Origin of the sequence: Micromonospora sp. NBC_00858, assembly GCF_045207365.1 — a bacterium.
GTDB lineage: Bacteria > Actinomycetota > Actinomycetes > Mycobacteriales > Micromonosporaceae > Micromonospora.
The window spans coordinates 5891180-5911906 of the sequence record NZ_CP108828.1 but is presented as its reverse complement, the minus strand read 5'-3'; the positions used below and the strand labels follow the sequence as shown (position 1 = coordinate 5911906).

The 20727-nt window shown below is 72.0% G+C and carries 16 protein-coding genes; 6 read left to right on the top strand and 10 right to left on the bottom strand.

Going from position 1 to position 20727, the window contains the following annotated elements; translation table 11 throughout:
• Positions 1 to 26: 26 nt before the first annotated feature.
• On the bottom strand, positions 27 to 2162 hold the full coding sequence (locus OG990_RS27535) for a PhoX family protein (protein ID WP_406077626.1): 2136 nt from the start codon (positions 2160 to 2162) through the stop codon (positions 27 to 29).
• Positions 2163 to 2339: 177 nt separating this feature from the next.
• Here OG990_RS27535 and OG990_RS27530 point away from each other — a divergent pair, with 177 nt between their 5' ends.
• Positions 2340 to 2918 (top strand): sigma-70 family RNA polymerase sigma factor, encoded by a 579-nt coding sequence (locus OG990_RS27530; RefSeq protein ID WP_328422651.1) that lies wholly within the window; start codon positions 2340 to 2342, stop codon positions 2916 to 2918.
• The gene (locus OG990_RS27525; RefSeq protein WP_406077625.1) at positions 2915 to 3634 is read left to right on the top strand and encodes an anti-sigma factor family protein; all 720 of its coding nucleotides are present in this window, start codon (positions 2915 to 2917) and stop codon (positions 3632 to 3634) included. Before OG990_RS27530 ends, OG990_RS27525 begins: the two co-directional genes overlap by 4 nt.
• Here OG990_RS27525 and rarD read toward each other — a convergent pair.
• The 4 genes from rarD to eccE all read right to left on the bottom strand — a co-directional run bounded on the left by rarD (position 3615) and on the right by eccE (position 7530).
• On the bottom strand, positions 3615 to 4556 hold the full coding sequence (gene rarD, locus OG990_RS27520) for an EamA family transporter RarD (RefSeq protein ID WP_328422655.1): 942 nt from the start codon (positions 4554 to 4556) through the stop codon (positions 3615 to 3617). The two genes, OG990_RS27525 and rarD, sit on opposite strands and share 20 nt — an antisense overlap.
• A gap of 17 nt (positions 4557 to 4573) precedes the next feature.
• Positions 4574 to 5050 (bottom strand): GNAT family N-acetyltransferase, encoded by a 477-nt coding sequence (locus OG990_RS27515; RefSeq protein WP_328422657.1) that lies wholly within the window; start codon positions 5048 to 5050, stop codon positions 4574 to 4576.
• A gap of 130 nt (positions 5051 to 5180) precedes the next feature.
• Positions 5181 to 5567 carry a phage holin family protein gene (locus OG990_RS27510; protein ID WP_328422659.1) on the bottom strand — a complete coding sequence of 129 codons (387 nt, stop codon included), beginning with the start codon at positions 5565 to 5567 and terminating at the stop codon, positions 5181 to 5183.
• 61 nt (positions 5568 to 5628) lie between these two features.
• On the bottom strand, positions 5629 to 7530 hold the full coding sequence (eccE, locus tag OG990_RS27505) for a type VII secretion protein EccE (protein WP_406077624.1): 1902 nt from the start codon (positions 7528 to 7530) through the stop codon (positions 5629 to 5631).
• 285 nt (positions 7531 to 7815) lie between these two features.
• Between eccE and OG990_RS27500 the strand changes: the two genes are divergently transcribed.
• A complete protein-coding gene (locus OG990_RS27500; RefSeq protein WP_088986744.1) occupies positions 7816 to 8136 on the top strand; it encodes a WXG100 family type VII secretion target in 321 nt (106 codons plus the stop codon).
• Between the two features lie 22 nt (positions 8137 to 8158).
• Positions 8159 to 8452: a WXG100 family type VII secretion target gene (locus tag OG990_RS27495; RefSeq protein WP_406077623.1), complete on the top strand. Its 294-nt coding sequence runs from the start codon at positions 8159 to 8161 to the stop codon at positions 8450 to 8452.
• 163 nt (positions 8453 to 8615) lie between these two features.
• Here OG990_RS27495 and mycP read toward each other — a convergent pair whose 3' ends face one another.
• The gene (gene mycP, locus OG990_RS27490; protein ID WP_328422667.1) at positions 8616 to 9839 is read right to left on the bottom strand and encodes a type VII secretion-associated serine protease mycosin; all 1224 of its coding nucleotides are present in this window, start codon (positions 9837 to 9839) and stop codon (positions 8616 to 8618) included.
• Positions 9840 to 9991: 152 nt separating this feature from the next.
• Here mycP and OG990_RS27485 point away from each other — a divergent pair, with 152 nt between their 5' ends.
• Positions 9992 to 13051: an SseB family protein gene (locus OG990_RS27485; RefSeq protein ID WP_406077622.1), complete on the top strand. Its 3060-nt coding sequence runs from the start codon at positions 9992 to 9994 to the stop codon at positions 13049 to 13051.
• Positions 13048 to 13413 (top strand): hypothetical protein, encoded by a 366-nt coding sequence (locus OG990_RS27480; protein WP_328422671.1) that lies wholly within the window; start codon positions 13048 to 13050, stop codon positions 13411 to 13413. The genes OG990_RS27485 and OG990_RS27480 overlap by 4 nt, the downstream gene beginning before the upstream one ends.
• A 4-nt stretch (positions 13414 to 13417) precedes the next feature.
• Here the strand turns inward: OG990_RS27480 and OG990_RS27475 are convergent, their stop codons facing one another.
• The 4 genes from OG990_RS27475 to OG990_RS27460 all read right to left on the bottom strand — a co-directional run bounded on the left by OG990_RS27475 (position 13418) and on the right by OG990_RS27460 (position 20612).
• Positions 13418 to 14350 carry an alpha/beta hydrolase gene (locus OG990_RS27475; protein ID WP_328422673.1) on the bottom strand — a complete coding sequence of 311 codons (933 nt, stop codon included), beginning with the start codon at positions 14348 to 14350 and terminating at the stop codon, positions 13418 to 13420.
• Between the two features lie 82 nt (positions 14351 to 14432).
• Positions 14433 to 14909, bottom strand: a complete 477-nt coding sequence (locus OG990_RS27470; protein ID WP_406077621.1) for a hypothetical protein — start codon at positions 14907 to 14909, stop codon at positions 14433 to 14435.
• A gap of 126 nt (positions 14910 to 15035) precedes the next feature.
• Complete coding sequence (locus OG990_RS27465; protein WP_406081903.1) at positions 15036 to 17438, bottom strand: immune inhibitor A domain-containing protein; 2403 nt, start codon at positions 17436 to 17438, stop codon at positions 15036 to 15038.
• Between the two features lie 378 nt (positions 17439 to 17816).
• A complete protein-coding gene (locus tag OG990_RS27460; protein WP_406077620.1) occupies positions 17817 to 20612 on the bottom strand; it encodes an immune inhibitor A domain-containing protein in 2796 nt (931 codons plus the stop codon).
• Positions 20613 to 20727: the final 115 nt, after the last annotated feature.

The window sequence follows — 20727 nt, the reverse complement described above, 5'->3', positions numbered from 1 at the left end:
TCCAGCGCCGGACCGCCGGAGTAACGTCAGCTGCCCACCGGGCCGCCGTCGAGGCGCCAGGTGACCACCACGCCCGGCTTGGCGTAGTCGCCGTCCGGCCAGTTCGAGGCCGGGTTCTCCACCGATGCGCCGGTGATCTCACCCGGGTGCTGCACGGCGACGAAGACCGAGCGGTTGTCACCGGTGATGAACGGGCCGCAGGTCTCGGCGCCGAGCGGCACGGTCAGGAACTGCTTGAGGTGACCCCGCTCCGGGCCCTCCACGGCGGTGGCGAAGAGGCCGTCGTTGCTGCCCAGCGCGTTGCCGTCCGTGGAGATCCACAGGTTGCCGGTGGCGTCGAAGGCGACGTTGTCCGGGCAGGAGATCGGGGAGACCTTGGTCTTGTCGTACCCGGCGAAGAAGGTCGACGGGTCGGTCGGGTCGCCGCAGACGATCGGCAGCGACCAGGCGAAGGTCTCGGCAGCGTTGTCGCCGCGGTCCTCGACCAGCTCCAGGATCTGCCCGTGCTTGTTGGCGGTCCGCGGGTTGGCCTCGTCCGCCTTCGGGCTGCTGCCGACGCCCCGGTTGGTGTTGTTCGTCAGCGCCACGTACACCTTGCCGGTCAGCAGGCTCGGCTCGACGTCCTCCGGGCGGTCCATCTTGGTCGCGCCGACCTTGTCGCCAGCGAGCCGGGTGAAGGTGAGCACGTCCGCGGCGGTCATCCCGTCGACGTACGAGCGGTTGCCGCTGACCAGCTTGATCCAGCGGCCCCGGCCGTTGAACGCGCCGTCACTGGGGAGCTTGCCCGAGCCGTCGATCTCGCCGGCGCTGGTCTGGTCCAGCTGCGCGACGTAGAGCGTGCCGGACTCCAGCAGGGTCAGGTTGTGCTTGCGGGCGGCCCAGGAGTTGCCCTTCAGGAACTTCTTGTCCGAGACGAACTTGTAGAGGTAGTCGAACCGCTCGTCGTCGCCCATGTACGCGACCACGTGCCCGTCCTTCGTGACGATCACGTTCGCGCCCTCGTGCTTGAACCGGCCCATCGCGGTGTGCTTACGCGGGCGGCTCTCCGGGTCGAACGGGTCGATCTCGACGATCCAGCCGAACCGGTGCGCCTCGTTCGGGTGCTTCGCCAGGTCGAAACGCTCGTCGGCGCGCTCCCACTTGCGGCTGCCGCTGGGGTAACGGGTTGCGGTGCTGATGCCGTACCGGTCCATCTTCGGCTTCAGCTCCGCCGGGACGCCGTCGGCACCGACGAAGTACTGGTTGAAGTTCTCCTCGCCGGAGAGCACCGTGCCCCACGGGGTCACGCCGCCGGCGCAGTTGTTCAGCGTGCCGACGACCGTACGGCCCTTCGGGTCGGCGGCGGTCTTCAGCCAGGCCGAGCCGGCGGCCGGGCCGGTCAGGTCGAACTTCGTGCCGAGCGCGGTGACCCGCCGGTTGTACGGCCGCCGGCCGTTCTCGACCGGCTTCCACTGCCCGGTGCCGGCGACCCGCTCCAGCTCCACCACGGACATGCCGTGCGCGGCCATCGCGGTGCGCAGCTGCTCCACCGAGAGCCCGTCCAGGCCGGGGAAGCCCGGGAACATCAGGTCCTCGTTGGTGTACTCGTGGTTGACCACGAGCAGCGCCCGGTTGCCCCGCTTGTCCAGCGGCAGCACGCCCACGAAGTCGTTGTTGTAGCCGAACTGCTTGGACTGCGCTGCGGCGGTCTGCTTGTGCACGTTGAACTCGGGCGCGCCCGGCACCACCGGGTCACCCCACTTGATCACCACGGCGTGGTCGTACCCGTTCGGTACGACCAGGGTGTCCAACTTGTTCGGCGGGATCGGCTTGAAGCTCAGCGCCCCGCTGCCGACGCCGGTGGTGGGACGTCCGAAGCCGAAGGACTCCGGGACGTCCGGGAGATCCGGGGTGGCGGGGGCTGCCATGGCCGGGGCGGCGCCGGCCAGCGCACCGGCCGCGGCACCACCGAAACCGAGCACCAGCGCACCGACCGCGCCGGCCCGGACGACGCCGCGCCGCGAGACCTCCGCGTTCACCACGTCTCCGAAGTACGCGTTGTCGGAGGTGTTCGGGACCGGGTGGTCGCAGGCGTTTCCACAGCGGTAGAGACAGGTCATGGCGTCGCGGGTGCCGTGGCGGTTGGCACCCAACAGCGGGAGCAGCCGGGGACGGTCGCTCATGGGAGAAGCCTCCTGGGAAGGTCAGTGGCACTGCTGGATCAGGCATCGGCAGGCGTACCTGCCGGACGCTAGGAGGACGCGGTGAGCGCTCGTCGGCCGCAATGTGAACCAGACGTGAACAAGTCGCCGGTGCCGGTCGACGCACAGCCGGTCTGACCTCGGGCTGAACCGATCGGCATGACCGCACGTATTCACGAGCGGACGCACCGCCGGACGCGCGCCGGAAGCGAGGAGACCGCCATCAGCGACCATGACGCCCAACTGCTGCGCGCGCTGCATGACGAGCACGCGGAGGCGCTGTACGCACACGCCCTGCGGCTGGTCAACGGGGACCGGCAGCGGGCCGAGGACCTGGTGCAGGAGACGCTGCTGCGGGCCTGGCGACACCCGGAGTCGCTCGACCCGCGCCGCGGCTCGGTGCGGGCCTGGCTCTTCACCACGGCCCGCAACCTCGCCATCGACGCCTGGCGGCGACGATCGACCCGGGTCGGCGAGGTGTTCACCAACGAGCTGCCCGAACCGCCGGAGGTGGTCGACGAGGCCGAACGCGCGGTGGAGGCGTGGACGGTCGCCGAGGCGCTGAACCGGCTCAGCCCCACCCATCGGGAGGTGCTGGTCGAGTGCTTCTACCAGGGACGGTCGGTGGCCGAGGCGGCGTCCCGGCTGGGCGTGCCACCGGGCACCGTGAAGTCGCGCACCCACTACGCGCTGCGCTCACTACGGTTGGTCCTGGCTGAGATGGGAGTGACGGGATGACCCGGTGCGAGTTCGCGCACGACGATGGCGCGTACGTGCTGGGTGCCCTCGCCCCCGCCGAGCGGGCGGCCTACGAGCGGCACCTCGCCGGCTGCGCCTCCTGCCGGGACGCCGTCGCCGAGATCGCCGTACTGCCCGGGCTGCTCGGCCGCCTCGACCCGGCGGGGTTGGAGCAGTTCCTGCCGCCACCGACCGCCGCCCGGGCGCCCGCGTTGCTGGAGGAGGCCCGCAACCGCGGTCGCCGTGAACGCTCCGCGACCCGTCGGCGGTATGCGCTGACCACCCTGGCCGCCGCCGCGCTGGCTCTGGTGGTCGGTGTCGGCACGGGCGCGGTGCTACCCCGCCCGGCCGGCCCGCCCGACACCCCCGGTGCCCAGGGCAGCACGCCCGCGCCGAAGGTGTCGATGGTCGCCATGCGACCGGTGGCCGCCGCCGGGCCGGTGCACGCCGAGATCGGGCTGACCGGCACCGACTGGGGCACCGAGGTGACCATGCACTGCGGGTACGACGCGCGGACCAGCTACGGCAAGGCGTACCCGTTCCGGCTGGTGGCGCACGGCCCGAACGGTGCCACCGAGCAGATCGGCTCCTGGCTCGCCGCGCCCGGGGACGACCTCCGGTTCACCGGAGCGACCCGCTTCACCGACGCGGAACTCGTCAGTGTGGAACTGCAACGCGCCGACGGCACCCCCCTGCTCACCTTCGCCGTCCCGTAACCGGCTCAGGGCTTGGGGAGGGGGAGGGGGTGCGGGTGGCGAGACGGGTGCGGTGCGACTGGCGGACGGCGTCGGCGGTGAAGACGATCAGGGCGAGCCAGACCAGCGCGAAGCCGGCGAGGCGGGCCGGCGGCATCGGCTCGTGGAAGATCAGCACGCCGCAGCCGAGCTGAAGGATCGGCGCCAGATACTGGATCATGCCGAGGTTGGTCAGCGGCAGGCGGTTGGCGGCCCCGGCGAAGAGCAGCAGCGGGATCGCGGTGGCCGCACCGGCCACCACCAGCAGCGCGGTGTGCCCGGCCGAGACGTGCCCGAAGGTCGACTCGGCGCGCCGGGTCAGCCAGGCCAGGTAGCCCAGCGCGGGCAGCGCCAGCACCGCCGACTCGACGAAGAGCCCCTCTGCGGCGGGCAGTCCGAGCCGCTTCTTGACCAGGCCGTACCCGGCGAAGCTGAAGGCCAGGGTCAGTGCCAGCCAGGGCAGCCGGCCGTAGTCCACGGTGAGCACCGCGACCGCCGACGCGCCGATGCCCAGTGCCACCCACTGCGCCGGGCGTAGCCGCTCGCCCAGCACCGTCACCCCGAGCAGCACCACCACCAGCGGGTTGATGAAGTAGCCGAGCGCCGTCTCCACCACCCGGTCGGAGTTGACCCCGTAGATGTAGGTGCCCCAGTTGACCGCGATCAGCGCGGCGGCGGCGACGATCCCGGCCAGTGCCCAGGGCCGGCGCAGCAGCGCCCGCAGGAAGCCGATGTTGCGCAGCGCGGCCAGCAGCAGGGCCACGAAGACGACCGACCAGACGATGCGGTGCGCCAGGATCTCCAGCGGGCCGGCCGGTCGCAGCAGCTTCAGGTAGAGCGGGAAGAAACCCCAGAGCAGGTACGCGCCGAGGCCGTAGAGGTATCCCAGGCGGAGTGGCGTCACGGCTCCACCGTAAGGGGTCAACTGCCGTCTTGTTCCTTTCCGGTGACCGGCGTCACCGCTGGCCGCCGATCGAGGTGCATCCACCGCTCCGGGGTGTCCAACGGCGTGAAGCCCACCCGCGCGTACACCTCGTGCGCGTCGTTGGTGGCCAGCAGAATCCGGCGTACGCCCAGCTCGGCCAGGTGGTCGCGGACCGTGCCGGCCAGCCAGCCGCCCAACCCGTTGCCCCGGGCGGAGCGGTCCACGTACACGTCGCAGAGCCAGGCGAAGGTGGCGCCGTCGGTGACCGCCCGGGCCACCGCCACCTGGCGGCCGTCCCCAGGTCGGTAGACGCCGAACGGCAGCGAGCCGGCGAACGCCCGGGCGACTGTCTCCCGGTCCCGCCCCAGCGCCCAGTACGCGTCGGTGGACAGCCAGCGGTGCACCCGCTCCAGCTCGAGTCGGGCGGGGTCGGTGCTGAGCAGGTGGCCGTCGGCGCGGGTCAGCGAGAACACGCCGGCGAGGCTAACCGACCCGAGCGGTCCCCGCGCACGCCAATTCCCGATCCGTGGTCACCAGACCGCCCGGGGCTCCGGTCGTGGCCGGGGCCCCGGACGACCCGGGTCGGTGCGGGGCGGTCGCCGGTCAGTCGCGGTCGAGGACCGCGCCGAGGATCCAGGTCACGATGCTCACGAAGAGGGCACCCAGCACGGCGGCCGGCCAGAAGCCGTCCACCGAGAACCCCAGCCCGGCCTGGTCGGCGATCCAGCTGGTGAGCAGGAACAGCAGGCCGTTGACCACCAGCGCGATGAGACCCAGGGTCAGCAGGTAGAAGCCACAGCCGACGGTCTTGATGATCGGCTGGAGCACCGCGTTGACCACGCCGAAGATCGCCGCCACCAGGACCAGCGTGGTGACCGTCTCGACCGCGGAGGTCGACTCCAGAATGATGCCTGGAATGAGCAGTGTGGCCAGCCAGAAGGCCAGCGCCGTGGTGGCCAGCCGAATCAGCAGCCCTTTCAGAAAACCCATGGCGGGGATCGTGCCACGGACCGGCCACCGGCGTAACCCGCCAGTTGACGATCTGTTCGGCTCAGCCGCGCGCCGGCCGCCCAATCAGCTGCGACTCGATCGGGGTGGGGGAGAGCAGCGCCCACCGCAGTGCTCGCCGGTTCACCACGGCCACCATGTCGTCCCGGATCCGGGTCAGCCACTCGGCCGAGCCGCCCAGCCCCAGCGCGGCACCGGCCAGGGCGGCCTCGGCGGCATCCAGCGGTTGTAGCACCGCCAGGTCGGCCCGGCTGAGCGTGTCGACGTCCGCCGGGGTCAATTCATCCCGGACCACCAGGGTGGCCCGCCACGGCGGGCCCGGCTCGGCCTCGGCCGTCACCGGTCCCGAGTCGACCACCAACAGCAACGGCCGCAGCGCGGTGCCCACTCCGTCGGCGACCGGGCGACCCGGCGGAATCAGCGGGATCGTCCCGCCGGGCGCGCCCACGCCCCGGACGAACGGCGCCCAGGCGCGCGGGCGCGCGGTCTGCACCACCACCAGGGCGCCCAGCGCCATCGCGCGCAGCGCCACCAGTTGAGCGGCGCGTACCCCGCCCACCAGCAGCACGCGGGTGCTCTCCGGTCGGAACAGCCGCACGGTGACCGCACCGCCGTGCCGGTTGGCGCCGACCATCATCCCGGCCTCACCCAGGGTCAGCTCCCAGCCATCCACCGCCGGTCGTGGCTGCGCCCCGGTGGCGGCGAGCGCGAGCGGCAGCGTGCCGGCCAGCCCGTCGAGGTGCGCGCCGTCGAGCCGGCGGACCTGCCCGCCCAGGCCGGTCACCAGCCGGTTCAGCGCCTCGGCGGCCACGGTCAGTTCCGTCGCCGTCCCGGCGGCCAGGCGTACGGTCAGCTCGGTCGGCACCCCGGTGGCCGAAGGCGGGCCCGCGCAGAGCGACACGGTCGTCGCGGTCGCCGGCAGCGCGAGCAGTCGTGCCACCAGCCGCCGGGCACCCGCACTGTGGGCGTCCGGCCATTGGATCAGCCGGAAGGTGGCCTGGAGCAGTGCGCCGGACCGGAGCACCGGCCAGGACTCCCGCACCGGATGGCCGTCGTGGTGGGCCAGCTCGCCCAGGACGCGGAGCGCTGCGGGTACGCCGAGCGGCCGTGCGGTCAGCGGCCCGAGCCGGCGGACGAGCCGGCGCAGCGTGCCGGCGAGCACCCGGCGCAGATCCTCCTCCGACCAGCCGTCGACCCGTAGCACCCGGACCGCCAGTACGGCCCGCTCCCGCCCGGCGAGCCGCCCGTCGGTGAGCTGTCGGTACGACGTGCCGACCGCGCCGCCCGCCGCCGGAACGGGTGCCGGTGTCCCGGCGAGCAGCAGTTGGATCCGCAGCGGCGGTACCTCCGGCCCGGGCGGGGGCAGCAGCGCGGCCGGTGCCGGGATCGCCCGGGACGCGTCGCCGAGCAGGTCACCGGGGTCGCCGAGCTCGAGGAGCGCCACCAGGCCGGTGGTGTCCTCCAGCACCGCAGCCGGTCCGCCGGGCAGCTCCGTCGAACGGACCACGGCACCCGGGGCAACCAGGTTGAGCAACTCGGTCGGGCCGGCCGGCCCGACCAGCGCCCGGCGACGGGTCAGGTGCCCGACGGCGGTGCCCAGCCACTCGAAGAGCCAACGGCCCCGGACCCGGACCCAGGCGGTCGCCACCAGTAGCACCGCTGCCAGCAGGGCCGCGAGGGTGGCCAGGACGCCCCGGGCCAGGGCGGCGAGGACGAGCGCCACCGCGACCTGCCCGGTGACCAGTTGGCCGGTGCGCACCCCGGCCCCCGCGCGTCGGCCGAGCGACGCCCACCGGGTGCGGGGCGGCGGTCGGTGAGGTGCGTCCTGGACGGGAAGACCCGGGCCGGTGTCGGTGAGCCCGCTCGGCCCGGGCGGCGGGACAATGCCTGGCCTGGGCCCGGCGGGGATCGCCGGCTGCGGTCCTCCGGTGCTGATCGCCGGCACCGCACCTCCTCGACAGTGGACCGTGCCGGGCGGCCGGCCGCTCCGACGGTCCGTCACGCGCCGCGACGTGGCTGCGGCACATCGTAAGCGACCGATGGCTCTCGTGGTTGTCCACAGGGGAGATGCGGGGGGTAGCAGAACCGCTACCGGGCCGCTACCGTCAGCCACGAAGTTCATCGCTGACCCGCGTCCACCATGCTCGACGACCGGGCCACGCGAGCGGCGCGTCCCCAGGGTGGGCGCGTCGACGGCCAGTCACGATCGAGGAGATGAGGTGACGTCCGGGTGTCCCAAACCCAGGCAGAAGCCGCGGTCATGCAGCAGACCGCCGCGAAGTTCGAGCAGGTGGACCAGTCGTTGCAGTCCATGCTGACCGGCCTGCTGGCCGAGCTGGAGGTGTTGCAGCAGGCCTGGCGCGGCGCCGGCGGGCGGTCGTTCGAGCAGGTCAAGCAGCAGTGGTCGCAGGACCAGGCGGCGCTGCACCGGGCGCTGCGGGAGACCGCCGGTGCGATCCGCACCGCCGGCCGGCAGTACGACGTCTCGGACGACGAGGCGGCCAGCCGGGTGGCCGGCACCAACCGCGGCGGCATCCAGCTGCCGCTCTGATCCCGCTCGGGAGGGAGATTCGATGGACCACGGTGTGCTGGTCGTCAACTTCGCCGCGCTTCAGCAGGCCGGCGCGGACATCCAGAAGGCGCTGAACACGCTCGACTCGCAGCTCGGCCAGCTCGAACGGGACGCCGCCCCGCTGGTGGCGAGCTGGACGGGCGAGGCCCGGCAGGCGTATGAGCAGCGCCAGACGCGGTGGCGCTCCGCCTCACAGGACCTCCAGGCGATGCTGCGCGACATCAGGCTGGCGGTGGGCGACTCCGCCGCCGACTATCTGGACACCGAGAAGAAGAACACCGGGCTGTTCCAGTGATTCCGGTGGGCCGGGAGCGCTGACCATGTCCGGGTCGGCGCCCCGGCCGCCCCTGGTCGCGGAGCGGGGCGGCGGGCTCGCAGGGTCAGGCCTGGCCGCGGAGCGGGGCGGCGGGCTGGCGGGTTCAGATCGGGCCGCGGAGCGGGGCGGCGGGCTGGCGGGTTCAGGCCGGGTCGGCCGGGCGCCACCGCCGGCGCGCACCTCGGGGCAGCACCAGGGCGAGCAGCACCACGGCAACCGCCGTCGTGCCGATCACGGCACCGACCAGCAGCGCCCGGTCCCGGGCAGTCGCCCGGCGAGCCTGGCGAGCGACCAGCGCCGGGTCGACCCGGTCGTCGGCGAGCGCCGCGACTGCCCGAGGGCCGGCCGGCCGGGCACCGCCGGTCTCGGTGACCGCCCGGTAGGGGTTCAGCACACCAGCGCCGTACCCGCCGCCATGACCCGCGCCGGGTGCCGGATCGGCGGTGGCGACGATCCGCTCCGCCACCTGGGCGGCGGTCAACTCGGGCCGGTACTGGCGCAGCAGCGCCGCGGTGGCAGCCACGAACGGCGCCGCGTAGCTGGTCCCCTCGACCTGGTGGTGGCCCTGACCGGGCGCGGCGGCCAGCACCTCGCTGCCGGGTGCGACCAGGTCGACGTACGGACCGGCCTGCGAGAAGGTCGCCCGCCCACCGCCCGCCCCGATCGCTCCCACCCCGAGCACCCCGTCGTACGCGGCGGGGAACGGGCGCGGGTCCCCGTTGTCGTGCAGGTTGCCGGCGGCGGCCACCAGCACCACGTTCCGGTCGACCGCGTACCGCACGGCGGAGTGGACCTCCGGGTCGTCGGCGTACAGCACCACGGAGAGGTTCAGCACGTCGGCGTCGTGGTCGACGGCCCAGCGAATGGCTCGGGCAAACTCGCTGGCGCTGACCGTGCGCCCCGACTCCCGCCCCTGCACCACCTGCTGCTCACTCACCCGCACCGGCAGGATCCGGGCACCCGGTGCCAGGCCGTGGAAGGCGACGCCCGGTTGGGGTGCCGCCGCGATGATGCTCGCCACACCGGTGCCGTGCCCGGCGCAGTCCCGGCCGCCGTCCCCGCCGGGGTCGAGCAGGTCGGTACCGGCCAGCACCTGCCCGGCCAGTTGGGGATGCACCCGGTCGACCCCGGAGTCGACCACCGCCACCGTCACCCCGGCTCCGGTGGCCAGCGGCGCGAGCCGGGCTGGGTCGTACCGCTGCTGCGGCCAGGGCAGCGCCGTGACCGGCCGGACGGGGGCGAGTGGGGTCGCGCAGGCCGGTGCCACCCGGAGCGCGACGTCGGCGGCGACGGCCGGGGCGGCCGTGCCGGTCAGCAGTGTGGCCGTCAGACCTGCAAGGACCGGGCGCGCAATCGACCGGGACATCGACGGCCTCCGTATCGTGTCGGCTCCGGAACGGGATGTTATCGCCTCATCGACGCGCAGGCGGACCGCCGCCGGCCAGCAATTGTGATCTTGGTACCACCTTGTAGGTTGTACGCGATACCTGTGGCCTGTTCTCGGAAGGAGAGGTGGCCGTGACCGAATGGGAGCCGGCCACGGAGGCCGAGGTGGCGATGCGGGACGCGCTGCGCGCCAACGACCAGGAGCTCTACTTCCGGCTTCTGTCCCGCACCGATCTGTTGTTGCCGGTCGCCGCCCCTGCGCTGCCCGGTCAGGCACCATCCGGCTGGGGCACCTGGACCACCGGCGGCCGGACCCACGTGCTGGCCTTCACCTCCGCCGCCGCGCTGCGGGCCTGCCTCGGCGATCACCCCGGCAGCAACCGACGCGTCCCGTTCACGGATCTCGCGGTCGGCTGGCCCAACCAGGAGTGGTGGCTCGCGGTCAACCCGGGGTTGCCCGTCGAGGGGTACCTACCGCCCTGGTTCGTCGCCCAGCTCTCCAGGGGCGACGTCCGGCTGCCCGGCCGCGCCATGGGCGCCCGCGCCCGCCTGGAGCGGGCCGAGACCCTGTCCCGGTCCCGGACCGGTGGGTCCGGTCGGGACGGCACGAACGCCACGGGTGCGCCGCCCGACACCGGGTCGACGTCGTCCGGGTTTGACCCGGCGGCGACCCCGTCCGGGCTGCCCTCGCCAGCGCGGGGCGCGGTGCCCCGTGTGGGCGGCTCGGTGGCACCGGGCACGTCGTCCCGGACGCCCGGCCCAGGTGAGCTGACGCGCCGATCTGGCGGGGAAGACATGCCCGCCGCTGGTCAGCGGTACCCGACCGGCCCGCCCCGTCCCGGCAGGCCGGGCGATGCAATACCCGGCGTGTCCCGGTCGGCCGCGTCCCGGTTCACGCCGCTGGCGCCTGCCGAAAGCCCCAATGTCGCCCCCACCGACCAAACCGGTGCCGGTGCGGGCTGGCCGCCGCCGAAGCGGCCGGGTGCCGACGTCAACGGCCCGGCCGCCGGCAACGGTCCAGCCCTCAGCAACGGTCCGGCCGCTGGCAACAGCAGCGCCGAGAGCGGCCGACGCTCCTTCTTCGAACCGGCGTCCGGCCGGGGCCGGACCACCGGCCCGGCCCCGGGCGAGGGCCGGCCCGGCGACCGCGCGGTTCCGCCGTCCCGGTTCGGGCCGGGCAGCCAGCCCTTCCCGCGCCGCCGCCCCGCGGACGGGCCGGGCGGCGACAACGCGACCCGGGCCTTCCCGATGCCGGATCCGGACGCCACCCGGCCGCTGCGGCCCCCGGCCGTCGACCCTGGCGCGTCCCGGGGGGTACGAGCGCCGGCACCCGACGACGAACCCACCCAGCCACTGCCACCCCGCCGGTCCGGTCCGTTGGCCGAGGAGCCCACCCGTGCCTTCCGGGTGCCCGGTCGACCCACCGGCGAGGTGCCGCTGACCCGACTCGGGCGAACCGATCCCTCGGCGGACGAGACCCAGGCGATTCCGCGCCGCCGAACGGGCGATTCGGGCCGGTTCGAGCCGGGGGAGGAGCTGCCGGCGTCCATCGCGGAACCGGTCTCCGGCCCGCCCGCGCCGCGCCGCGGCTTCACGCCCATCGTCATCGAGGGCACCATCATCGAGTCCCGTGACCTCCCCGACCCGGCCGAGGCCGAGGGCCCGGCCGACGCCGCCTGGCGGTCCGGTCCGCAGTCCGCCGCCGCGCCCTCGTCCAGTCCGGGCCAGTTCGGTCCGGCAGCGTTCGCCCCGGAGCCCACAGCCCCGCCGTCCACCGGTCCGGGCCCGTTCGGCTCGGCGGCGTCCGTCCCGGAGCCCACAGCCCCGCCGTCCACCGGACTGGGCCAGTTCGGTCCGGAGCCCACAGCCCCGCCCACTTCCGGCCCGGACCAGTTCGGTCCGGCGTCGTCCGGCCCGGGATCCTCTGGGCTGGGCCTGTTCGGCCCAGCGGAGGCCGGTGTGGGCGGCGGCCCGGCGGACGGTGGCTGGGGTGGCGTGCGCGTTGACGACCGCGTCGGCGGGCAGGACGGCGAAGATCGCGCCGACCTCGCCGGACCACCGGTCGGCGTAGACGGCGCGGATCGGGTCGCCGACGATGTCGGCGGGCAGGCGCCGCGACCTCGGACGGGCAGCGGGGCGGAGCCGGCGCGGCCCGACGCCGACGACAGTGCGGAGCGCACGGTCCCGGACGGCGACGAGCAGCACGGGCGGGCACCGGTCGAGTTCCTGCCCGCCAACACGGTCGAGGAGGACCTGCTCGGCGCGGCCGGTGCCGGCAGCACGGACACGTTCCTGTCCACGCTGCTGCTGGCCCGGGTCCTGCTGCCGGCCGCCCCGGATTCGGTGCGGGGCAGCCGCCCCGGCGACCCGGGTTTCGTCTGGCGCACCGAGCAGTTGGACGGCGAGACGTACGTGGTGGTCTACACCTCCCCGGAGCGCCTCGCCGACCACGCCGAGGGCGACGTCGACACGGTCCGGGTGAAGTTCGCCCAACTGATCCGGCGCTGGCCGGACGAGGACTGGTCGTTCGCCGTCAACCCGGGCACTCCGGTCGGGGCCAAGCTGCCCGGCGAGCAGATCGTCGCGTTGGCCAACTGGGCCGCGGAGGTGGGGCTCGGCGACGACCTGGAGGTGGACGCGGCGGAGACGCCGGTCGTGGCGGAGCCCGCCGCTCGCCCCCGGTACGCCCCGGCGGCCGTCGACCCGGCCCGACCAACCGTGATGCAGAAGGCGATCGCGCCCAGCCAGCTCGCGTACTACCTGGAGCGGGGGTACGACCGGGTCTCCGGTTTCGTGCACCGGGCCGGCGAGTTGGCCCACCTGACCACGCCGGCTCAGTTGCACGACGCGCTCGGCCTCAGCCACCCGGATTCGCCGTTCGCTCGGGACGCCGAGGAGATCTACGTGCTGCGCTGGCCGGCACACCGGCCGAGCCTCTACCGGATCCCGTACGGCGGTCAGAACGAGCCGGCGATGCGGGCCATGGAGGGCTGGGTCATCGAACGCCCGCCGTTCCGGGGCAACGGCTTCGCCCCGGGCGAGAGCAGCGACGTGGTGGCGGAGTTCAAGGTGGACAGCGCGCGGCTGCCACATGGTGCGCAGCTCTGGCGGATCGGCGTGGACGGCACCGAGCGGGTGGTCGCGGTGCTCGACACGGACGCGGTCGTGTGGCGACAGGTCGGTGAGGCGTGATGCGGGACGGCTACGTGGCCCGTTGGCAGGGCCGGGAGTACCAGGCCAGCCCGGACGGCGATGACATCCGGCTGTACCAACCAGAGCCCGCTGAGGGCTTCGAGGAGGTCCGCGCCGGCCGGTACGTGCGGGTGCTGCCGGCGAGCGAGGTCGAGGACCTGGCGTACGTGCGGACCACCTGCACCTGGCAGGGGCAGCCGTTCATCGTGCTCGGCGAGCACGACGCCTGGCTGCGGGTGGAGTACACCGGTGGCCGCTGGCCGGTGGCCCAGGCCATGCGGCTGGAGGTGTTCGACTTCGGCGTCTACCAGGGCTGGGCGCCGGCCGCCGAGGTCACCGACCTGCGGGAGCAGCGGGTCTGACCGTTCAGGACTTGGCCCACCGCAGGATCTCGCCGAGCACCAGCTCCGGTGCCTCCAGGTGCGGGAAGTGCCCCACCCCGTCGAGCAGCCGCCACTCGTACGGGGCGACGACGTACCGGCCGGAGCCCAGTGCGGTACGCGGCAGGGAGGCGACGTCCAGCGCCCCGTGCAGCTGGAGGGTCGGGGTGACCAGCGGCTTCTGCATCAGCCGGACGAACCGGTAGCCGTGCAGCCGCAGCACCGAACGGAACGCCCAGCGGTACCCCTCCAGCGCACAGAACGCCGCCTGCGGGATGCGCATCGCCTCCCGGCTCCGCTCGGCGTACGCCTCGAAGTCCGGCCCGGCCACCCAGCGTGGCCCGCCCCAGCGGCGCAGGATCTCCGCCACGGGCGCGGCGCCGTCCCGGGTCAGCACGTGCTCGTAGCGGGGAAGCTGGAACTTCAGCGCCGGGGTGGAGGCGGCGAACTGCCCGCGCGGGTCGGCGAAGATGGCGGCGCGCAGCCGCAGCGGGTGCGGGGCACCCAGCACCACCAGCCGGCGGACCAGGGACGGATGGAACGAGGCCACCGTCCACGCGACCATGCCGCCGACACCGCTGCCGACCAGCGTCGCCGACCGTTCGCCGAGCGCGCGGATCAACCCGGCGATGTCGGCGGCGAGCGTGTAGCCGTCGTACCCCCGGGGTGGTTTGTCGCTGGCGCCGTAGCCGCGCAGGTCGACGGCGACCGCGCGGAAGCCGGCGTCGGCGACCGCCGGCAGCATGTCGTGCCACGCCCACCAGTGCTCGGGGAAGCCGTGCAGGAAGAGCACCATGGGTCCGGTGCCGGCCTCGACCACGTGGAACTGGGTGCCGTTGGCTCCGACGAAGCGGTGGGTCCACGGCCCCTCGGTGAGGACGCAGGACTCGTCGACGGCTTCGCCGCGCTGGTCGGTCATGCGCCCAGCCTAGGGCCCTGGCGCAGGGCGCGGTCCTTGCCGTCCGCCGTGTCCGCTGCTCAGCCGGGCACAGTACGACCGCTCACCGCGACACGATGCTCATCGGGAGGCCCGGCCCGCAGCTGATGCGGGCTCGCGCGGCAGCGATCCTTAGGGTCACGAAGCTCCCCGTCCGCAGCTCGCCGGCGTCCGGACCGTGCAGCGCGTACTCGGTTCCGTCCTCGGCGACGAGCCCGTAGCAGGGACCGGTGCCGCCCCGGGTGACGGTGCCGCTGACCAGGTCGTTCTGCCGCAGGTCGCTGGGCGGGCTCGGTTTGGCGACGGGCGGGCGCATCGTCGGCGGCTCGGTGGCGGACAGCGGAGGCCGGGCTCGCGATGCGCTGGCGGCCGGTGCGGGCGGGCTGCTCGGGTCGAGCGATGGCGTCGGGGGTGCGCTCGGCGGGGCGGTGGTCGGGGCGGGTCGGTCCTCGGGTGGCGCACCGCCGTCCCCGGTGCTGGCGCACGCGACCATCGTCAGCACCGGGATGAGCAGGAGCAGGGCACGGGAGGCTGTGGGCACGCTCCTTCGACGCTGGTCGTGGCGCCCCGGTTCCGGAGGGCCGTGGAGCTCACGCGACGACGGCAGCGGAAACGGCAACGGCGCCCGGGGAGTCCCGGGCGCCGCTGCCGTTTACTGCTGAAGGAACTAGGAGATACGGATCTTCATCGAGGTGCCGTCCTGCTCCAGGACCTTGATCTTGACACCGGCCGCGGGGAGCTTGACGCCGTGGTTCGGCAGCTCCTCGTAGAAGTACTTCTTGGTGTCGTCGAACAGCGGCTCCGCAGCCTGGCCGCGGATGTACTGCGGCTGGCTGTTGAGGTGCAGGGTGAACGAGTCGGCCTTCTTGAGGCTGAACGGCGCGTCGTAGACCTGGACGCGGGCCCGCCACGGCGCGCCGGTGAGGTTGTAGATCGGGCGCGGGTGCGCGTCGATGTACAGGTTCCGACCCTCACCCGGGTGGGCGACCGTGTTGTTGTCCTCCCAGCGCCGGTTCCAGTACGAGATGAGCAGGCCCTCCTGGTACGCGTAGTGGTCCACCCAGTCCGGGCGGGTGTTCGCGTAGCCGAAGAAGTACGGGCCGGTCTTCAGGTACTTGTCGTACGAGACATACGACCGGTTGCCGGCGATGTAGAAGTTGTCGAACAGTTCGGTGTAGGTCGCCCCGACAACCTGCCACTCGTCGAGCGCCCAGCCGGCGTCGGTCTCGGCGCCGTCGCTGAACACGGTCTGGCCGTCGGCCGTCACGGTGATCGCGTCACCGAAGAAGCCGCCCTCGGACACACCACCGTCAGTGACGTAGTGGAGACGGACCTGCGCCACCTTGCCGGCGAGCGAGGTGAGCGGGATGTTGATGTCCGCCCACGCGCCGTTGCTGCTGCCGTCGAGGGCCGGGCGGTTGGCGCCGTCGACGCCGATCGGCTGGCCGTTGACGGTGCCGTCCAGGTCGGTCCAGGTCTGCCCGCCGTCAGTCGAGGCCTCAAAGTAGAGGTAGTCGTAGTTCTCCTCGATGGCGTACTTGCCCTTCAGCGACAGCGCCGCAGCGGACTTGCCGGTGAGGTCGAACGTCCTCGTCATGGTGCCGTCGAGGTTGTCCCTGTTGCCGGTGAAGTACTGCTTCGAGCCCTCGAACGGTGCACCGTAGTTGAAGGTGTACTCCCGCTTGGGCAGCACGACCACTACGGCCTGTGCCTTCTTCGAGTTGTACTCCTGCGGGCCGAGCTCCATGTTGAGCTTCTGCCCCGCCACGACCACCTCGTAGTCGAGCCAGCCGAGCTGGAACTTGTTCCACGCACCCAGGTCGCCGCCACGGTCACCGATGCCAGCGTCGTTCTTGGCGCCGAGCCGGCTCTGGGCCATCAGGGTCCAGTGCTCGTTGTTGTTGTCCGCCGGTCCGTAGTCGTCCGGCAGGCCCAGGTCGTGGCCGTACTCGTGGTAGAAGACGCTCCGGCCGCCGTTTTCCGGCTGGATCGTGTAGTCGCGGATCCAGACGCCGGTGTTGCCGATCTGGGTGCCACCGATCGGGAAGTTCGGCGGGCCGACGGGCGAGCTGTTGAAGGCCGACCAGCGGTGGCTCCAGATGGCGTCCTCACCCTGGTGCGGGTCACCGTCGGCCTGGTCGCCGCCGGAGTGGACGATCTGGAAGTGGTCGATGTAGCCGTCCGACTCGTTGAAGTCGCCGTCACCGTCGAAGTCGAACCGGTCCCACTGGTCGTAGGAGCGCATCTCCTCGGCGATCTGGGCGTCCGTCCGGCCCTTGGCCTTCTGGTCGGCGACCCACTGGTTGGCGGCGTCGCGGATCAGTGCCCAGGTGTTCGAGCAGACGTTGTCGCCGCAGACGGCGGGGTCGCCGGTCGGGTCGTCGTCGGCCTTCGGGTCGTCGGAACGACCGTAGCGGGCCTCGTTGTACTGCACCTTGACCCAGTCGGTGACCAGGCCGTCGACGGTGTACCGGCCAGAGGACTGCGCCTCGTAGTACTGCTTCAGCGACTCGTCGCCCGGGTTGGTGCCGAAGTACAGCTGGCGGAAGTGCTCCGGGCTGAAGTCCGGCTGCCAGACGGTGGAGTTGTCCACGGCTCGGTTGGGCTGCGGAATCTGGTTGTGCAGCGGTCCGTTGAAGGTCGTCGGCCCGGCGATGTCCGGGTTCATGTCCTTGTCCGGGTAGGACGGGTGCCGCTGGTCTCCGAACTCGGCCAGGATCACGAAGATCTTGTCGGTCCGCTCACGCTTGAGCTCGACGTACTGGTCCCTGGTCTCCTGGCCGCCGGAGAAGGTGCGGGCGTTGGATCCCGTCCCGCTCGTCTTGCCGACCTTGACGACCGTGCTGCCGTTGCGCTCGATCGGCTTGCTGCGCCCGCTCAGCACGTCGCTGAGACCCTGCTGACGCAGCTCGCGACGCTTGTCCTCAAGCTTGTCGGGGAGTTCGTCCTTCAGTGACTGCGGTTCGGCGGCGGACGGAGCTGCTGCCGGCAGTTTGGGCTGAGGCGCCGCCGAGGCGGACGGGCCGAACGCCAGGCCTGTCGCCGTCAGTGAGAGCCCGAGCAGACCCACTGCGACTTTGCGCACGTGGTACCTCCGGTGTGAGGGAGCCGGCCCAACGGGGGTACAGGCCGGTGACAGATCGATCCCACTAGTGGGACCAATGGTGAACATAGACACTGCTGGGACGGGTGGGAAGATGCCTGCGTCGATTTGTTGCAAGAATTTGTTGGGAATGCTTTTCACCGTCACACCCCCGCGCTTCATCAGGGACGCTGACCAGCGTGGACCGGCCACACGCGTTTTATAACGACGTATTTCGATCTATGTGATCGGACATACGACAACCGCCGTCCGGCACTCCGACACCCACACGCGAAACGGCCCGCCCGGAGCGTGGTGCTCCGGACGGGCCGCCCGTTGTTCCGTCGGACGACGGACCTGTTGGGGTCAGTTCCTCGCCGAGGTGACGTACACCGTGGCGGACGAGTTGTCCCGTGCGGTCCGCTTGATGGTGAGCGAGACGCCGAAGTTGACGCCCTGGTCACCGGGGTTGCCGGTGCCCAGCACGATCGCCCCGCCGCCCAGGGTCACGCCGTAGAACTCCGGCGCCGGGCTGCCGTCCGGGTGGGTGACCCGGGTGGTGTACGGCGCGTTGTTCCGCGACGGGAGCACCACCGAGGCGTCGTTGTCCCGCGCGTACGCCGCGCCATCCCGCATCTCGATGCCCGGGTACCAGGTCTTGGCATCGGTGAAGGTCTTCACGCCCGGCTGGGACTTGAACTTGGTGCAGTACGCGCTGTACGGCTCGCCCGCCGCCTCCAGGCACTCCGTGAAGGAGTACGTCGGCTTCAGCGAGAACGCCGCGTTCGCCGACTGCGGACGGCTGGGCAGGTTGTCCGTCACCGACGGGTCCTTCACGGCCGCCTCACCAGTGCGCCGGTACGGGTCGAAGTGCGAGTCGACGATGAGCAACCCGCCCTTCGCGCCGTAGCTGGGCAGCGCGGTCATCTGCCCGGTGACGTGGTTGACGTCGCCGAGCGCGGTGTCCCGGTACCAGACCAGCATGCCCGGCGCGTTGTACGAGATCCGGTCGACCTTCCACGCGTCATGCGAGTAGATCGTGTCGTAGGCGTACTTCAGGCCCTTGTCGAAGCCGTCGAAGTTGCGCCACTCGGCCAGGTAGTAGTGCGCGTGATTCTCGGTGCCACTGCTGACCTTCCAGCCCGCGCCCGTGGTGTCGACCCAGGTGCCGCCGGTGGCCGTCCAGCCGTTGTCGCCGCCCTCGACGTCGTCGCTCCAGGTGGTGGCGCCGCCGCCGGTGACCGAGAAGTCGTCGACGAACCAGTTGCGCTCCTCGAACGCCTCGTCGGTGGCCAGACGCAGCCGCAGCTGGATCGTCGTGCCGGCGTACGCCGACAGATCGACGTAGTCGTGGCGCCAGCCGTCGGTGCTGCCGGTCAGCCCGTACTTCTTGCCGCCGAAGTCGTTCATCCGGCCGTTCGGGTCCGGGTAACCGTCGGGCGTGGTGACCGCCGTGCCGGCCTCGTCGTACACCTTCGCCTCGGTCCAGGACGTGCCGCCGTTCGTCGAGATCTCGACGAAGCCGTAGTCCCAGTCCTGCTCGATGATGTAGTTGTTCCACATCCAGAACTTCGCGTCCGCCGCCGCCGGCACGTCGACCGAGCGGCCCAGCTTGACGTCGGCCCACTCCTGGTCGTTGTTGCTGTGCCACATCTTGGTGCCACTGTGCGGCGTGGCCAGCGTGGTCACCTTGTCCGGCAGGTCGATCTTGATGCCGTCCTCGGTGCGGACCGGGGTACGCGAGGTCTGCCCGAGTTCCACGTTGCGCCCACTGGAGCCGGGGGTCACGGTGAGCGGGTCGGCCCAGCCGAGCACCCACTTGTCCCAGATACCCATGTGGGTCGGCAGCGCCTGGAAGATCTCACCCGAGTGCGATCCGGAGGCCATCAGGTCCCAGAAGTCCACGTCGGAGTCGGCGTTGCCGGAGGTGTCGTAGAGGTCCGGCAGACCGAGGTCGTGACCGAACTCGTGCGCGAAGACGCCGACGCCGGCGTCCTCCGGCTGCACGATGTAGTTCGACACCTGGAGGTTGGTGCCCGGGATGCGGTAGCCACCGGCAACCGACGAGGAGTGCGCCCAGACGGCGTACACACCCTCGGCGCCGCCGCCGCGGGACTTGCCCTGACCGGCGTGCACGAGCACCAGGTGGTCGATCACGCCGTCCGGCTCGAAGACGTTGCCGTCACCGTCCCGGTCGGCCTGGTCCTCGATGTCGTAGTCGGCCCAGGGGAAGTTGGGGTCCTTCGCGGCGAGCGAGTCGATCGCGTCGGTGGCCAGCCGGCCCGCGCCGGCCGGGTTGTCCGGGTGACCGTTCATCGACTGCTCACGGCCGGGGACCCAGTTGCCGCTCGCGTCCTGGAAGCAGCGGTTGGCGGCGTACCAGCCCTCCGAGTGCGGCACGGTGATCCACGGGCTGGCCTGCCCCGCGACCGTGTACGCGTTCTTGGACATCTCCAGGTACATGTTGTGCATGGTGCGACCGGAGATGTCGATGCCCCGCTTGCCGTCCGGGCCCGTCAGGTCCTTGCGGACCCGCTCGGTGATGCCCTTCTTGCTGTAGAGCATCTTGTCGTAGTGGGCCGGCGAGAAGTCCGGCACCCACATCGAGTTGTTGTCCTCGTGCGGCAGGGTCGCCGGGTTCACGATGTTGTTGTGCTTCGGGCCGTTCTGGACGGTACCGGGGACACAGGTCCGGTCCTCGAACACCGTCTTCGGGACCATCACACCGGTGAAATCGTCGTTCGCCTGGTCGTTGAACTCCACCAGCAGCGTCAGCAGCTTCGCCGTCTGGGTGGTCGGCGCCTGCTTGATCTTCCGGGGGTTCTTGCCGGTCTTGATCGACTTGGCCTCGATCTTCGCCAGCTGCTGGGCCGTCACCGGGTTGCCCCGAGCGTGCTTCTGGTCGAACGCGCGCGCGGCGTCGACGGCGGGGGTGTAGACGCCAGCCTTGCCCTTGACCTCGCGGCCGGCGGTGTCCGGCTGAACTTCGGGCTCGGCGTAGTTGATGTAGTACTCATCGGCGCCGATCACCGCCCTGGGGGTGGCGGACGACGACTGGGCCGCCGCGCTGCCGGTCACGGTCAGTGACGTGGCCGCAAGGGCGATGGCGGGCAGCGCGACGAGTAGTCGTCGTCGCGCCCCAGACTGCGGTTTGTGGTTCATGCCGCTCCGTTTCTCGGGCATGGGGAGGGGGACGTTGGGGCGCCGACCATCGATGTGATGAACGTCGAACTGTCCCAACCTGCGTGAACCTAAATCACAACTGGCCGAAAGGACA

Bases quoted from the DNA above. Each gene is read 5' to 3' on its own strand.
- OG990_RS27535 (WP_406077626.1), bottom strand. From the start codon at position 2,162: ATGAGCGACCGTCCCCGGCTGCTCCCGCTGTTGGGTGCCAACCGCCAC.
- OG990_RS27530 (WP_328422651.1), top strand. From the start codon at position 2,340: ATGACCGCACGTATTCACGAGCGGACGCACCGCCGGACGCGCGCCGGA.
- OG990_RS27525 (WP_406077625.1), top strand. From the start codon at position 2,915: ATGACCCGGTGCGAGTTCGCGCACGACGATGGCGCGTACGTGCTGGGT.
- OG990_RS27510 (WP_328422659.1), bottom strand. From the start codon at position 5,567: ATGGGTTTTCTGAAAGGGCTGCTGATTCGGCTGGCCACCACGGCGCTG.
- OG990_RS27495 (WP_406077623.1), top strand. From the start codon at position 8,159: ATGGACCACGGTGTGCTGGTCGTCAACTTCGCCGCGCTTCAGCAGGCC.
- mycP (WP_328422667.1), bottom strand. From the start codon at position 9,839: ATGTCCCGGTCGATTGCGCGCCCGGTCCTTGCAGGTCTGACGGCCACA.
- OG990_RS27475 (WP_328422673.1), bottom strand. From the start codon at position 14,350: ATGACCGACCAGCGCGGCGAAGCCGTCGACGAGTCCTGCGTCCTCACC.
- OG990_RS27460 (WP_406077620.1), bottom strand. From the start codon at position 20,612: ATGAACCACAAACCGCAGTCTGGGGCGCGACGACGACTACTCGTCGCG.